The 1,662-nt window shown below is 63.4% G+C and carries 4 protein-coding genes; 3 read left to right on the forward strand and 1 reads right to left on the reverse strand.

Annotated features, from left to right (window positions below; all coding sequences use genetic code 11):
• Together VNZ93_RS20205 and VNZ93_RS20210 are read left to right on the forward strand one after the other, a co-directional pair.
• Positions 1 to 720: glutamine amidotransferase-related protein (locus VNZ93_RS20205; protein WP_325709411.1), on the forward strand; the 720-nt coding region annotated here is incomplete at its 5' end.
• A 13-nt stretch (positions 721 to 733) separates the two neighbouring features.
• On the forward strand, positions 734 to 1,105 hold the full coding sequence (locus VNZ93_RS20210) for a protease inhibitor I42 family protein (RefSeq protein WP_325709414.1): 372 nt from the start codon (positions 734 to 736) through the stop codon (positions 1,103 to 1,105).
• Between the two features lie 21 nt (positions 1,106 to 1,126).
• On the opposite strand, the gene VNZ93_RS20215 is transcribed toward VNZ93_RS20210, so the two are convergent.
• Positions 1,127 to 1,273, reverse strand: coding sequence for a hypothetical protein (locus tag VNZ93_RS20215; protein WP_325709417.1), 147 nt, complete (start codon positions 1,271 to 1,273; stop codon positions 1,127 to 1,129).
• Between the two features lie 135 nt (positions 1,274 to 1,408).
• Between VNZ93_RS20215 and VNZ93_RS20220 the strand changes: the two genes are divergently transcribed.
• The coding region (locus VNZ93_RS20220) for a VOC family protein (RefSeq protein ID WP_325709420.1) at positions 1,409 to 1,662 on the forward strand (254 nt) is incomplete at its 3' end.

Here is a 1,662-nt window from a genome sequence, read left to right on the forward strand (position 1 = left end):
TATAAGTCGCTGATCGAGGCGCTGTCGCATGGCGGCATCGCCAACAAGGTGAAGGTCAATCTCGACTGGATCGAGTCCGAGGTGTTCGAACACGAGGATCCGACACCGTTCCTCGAACACGTGAACGGCATCCTTGTGCCGGGAGGCTTCGGCCAGCGCGGGGCGGAAGGAAAGATCAGGGCGGCCCAGTTCGCGCGCGAACGTGACGTGCCGTATTTTGGCATCTGCTTCGGCATGCAGATGGCGGTCGTGGAAGCGGCGCGCAATCTCTGCGGCATCGAGAATGCCAATTCGACCGAGTTCGGAGCGACCTCGGAGCCGGTCGTCGGCCTGATGACCGAATGGATGCGCGGCAACGAACTCGAAACGCGCAAGGCCGGCGGCGACCTCGGGGGCACCATGCGCCTTGGCGCTTACAGGGCTGCGCTGCAGCGCGGCAGCCGCATCTCGCAGATCTATGACGGCGCGACGGAAATTTCAGAGCGCCATCGTCATCGCTACGAAGTGAACGCGCGCTACAGGGATCGCCTCGAGCAGCACGGCATGCGGTTCGCCGGCATGTCTCCTGACGGATTGCTGCCGGAGACGGTCGAATACGAAAATCATCCGTGGTTCGTGGGTGTTCAGTATCATCCCGAACTGAAGTCGCGGCCATTCGAGCCGCACCCGCTGTTTGCCTCGTTCATCGAGGCGGCCGTCGAGCAGAGCCGGCTGGTGTGACGGAGATCGCCGGATGATGAAGCCCCTGTCTCTCGCATTCGGATTGGTCGTCTTTGCAATCGGTACGGCTCACGCGGCCGACCAGACGTTGAAGCTCGCCGTCGGGCAGCCGGCGACCATCGAACTCGGGGAAAATCCTTCGACCGGGTACCGGTGGGCGATTGATCCTCAGACGAGTTCGAATTTGTCCATCCTGCGCATCGAGGATCGCGGCTTTTCGCCAAACGCGGACGGCAAGCCGCGTGTGGGCGCGCCCGGCGTGCATCGCTGGAGCGTGCAGGCGACGGGTCCCGGACGTGCCAGCATCCGGTTTGTCTACCGCAGGCCCTGGGAAACGTCCGTCGCGCGTCGGCACCAGGTCGACCTAGTAGCGACCGCGCGGTGAGCCGCGGCGGAGCGGACGCTCTCACGCAGCGCCAACCAGCAATGCAACGCCGCACACCAGTAGCGCGCCGACCCAGACAAGATCGAGATTGATCCAGCCCCGTCGCAGAAGCGCGACGCCGACGACGTTGTAGACGAGCAGCGAGATCACGGCGATGGCCGCGAGCATCGCGGCATATGGAGCCCGAGTCGGCCCCCAACAAAGGCGGCTGCCGCATGGTCCGCAAGCGCCCGGAAGGCTGCTCGCAGGGGTCCGAATCTTGGATTATATGCTTTGGCCTTACACCGTCGTATTCCGAAGAAAATGCCCCGCGGTCTCGATCATATCGTCCATGCTGTTCGCGACCTCGATGCGGGCGCGGACCTGTACCGGCGTCTCGGCTTCACCGTGGGCGCCCGCAATCGTCATCTGTGGGGCACGCATAATCATGTCGTTCAGTTGCCGGGCTTCTTCGTCGAGATTCTGACGATGGCCGAGCCCGAGAAGCTCGGCGATGACGGCATGTCGCAACTCTTCGGCGACTTCAACCGGCGCTTTCTGGATACGGGCGAGGGCTT

The sequence above is a fragment of the Pseudorhodoplanes sp. genome (assembly GCF_035565795.1).
Classification (GTDB): domain Bacteria; phylum Pseudomonadota; class Alphaproteobacteria; order Rhizobiales; family Xanthobacteraceae; genus Pseudorhodoplanes.

Bases quoted from the DNA above. Each gene is read 5' to 3' on its own strand.
- VNZ93_RS20210 (WP_325709414.1), top strand. From the start codon at position 734: ATGATGAAGCCCCTGTCTCTCGCATTCGGATTGGTCGTCTTTGCAATC.
- VNZ93_RS20215 (WP_325709417.1), bottom strand. From the start codon at position 1,273: ATGCTCGCGGCCATCGCCGTGATCTCGCTGCTCGTCTACAACGTCGTC.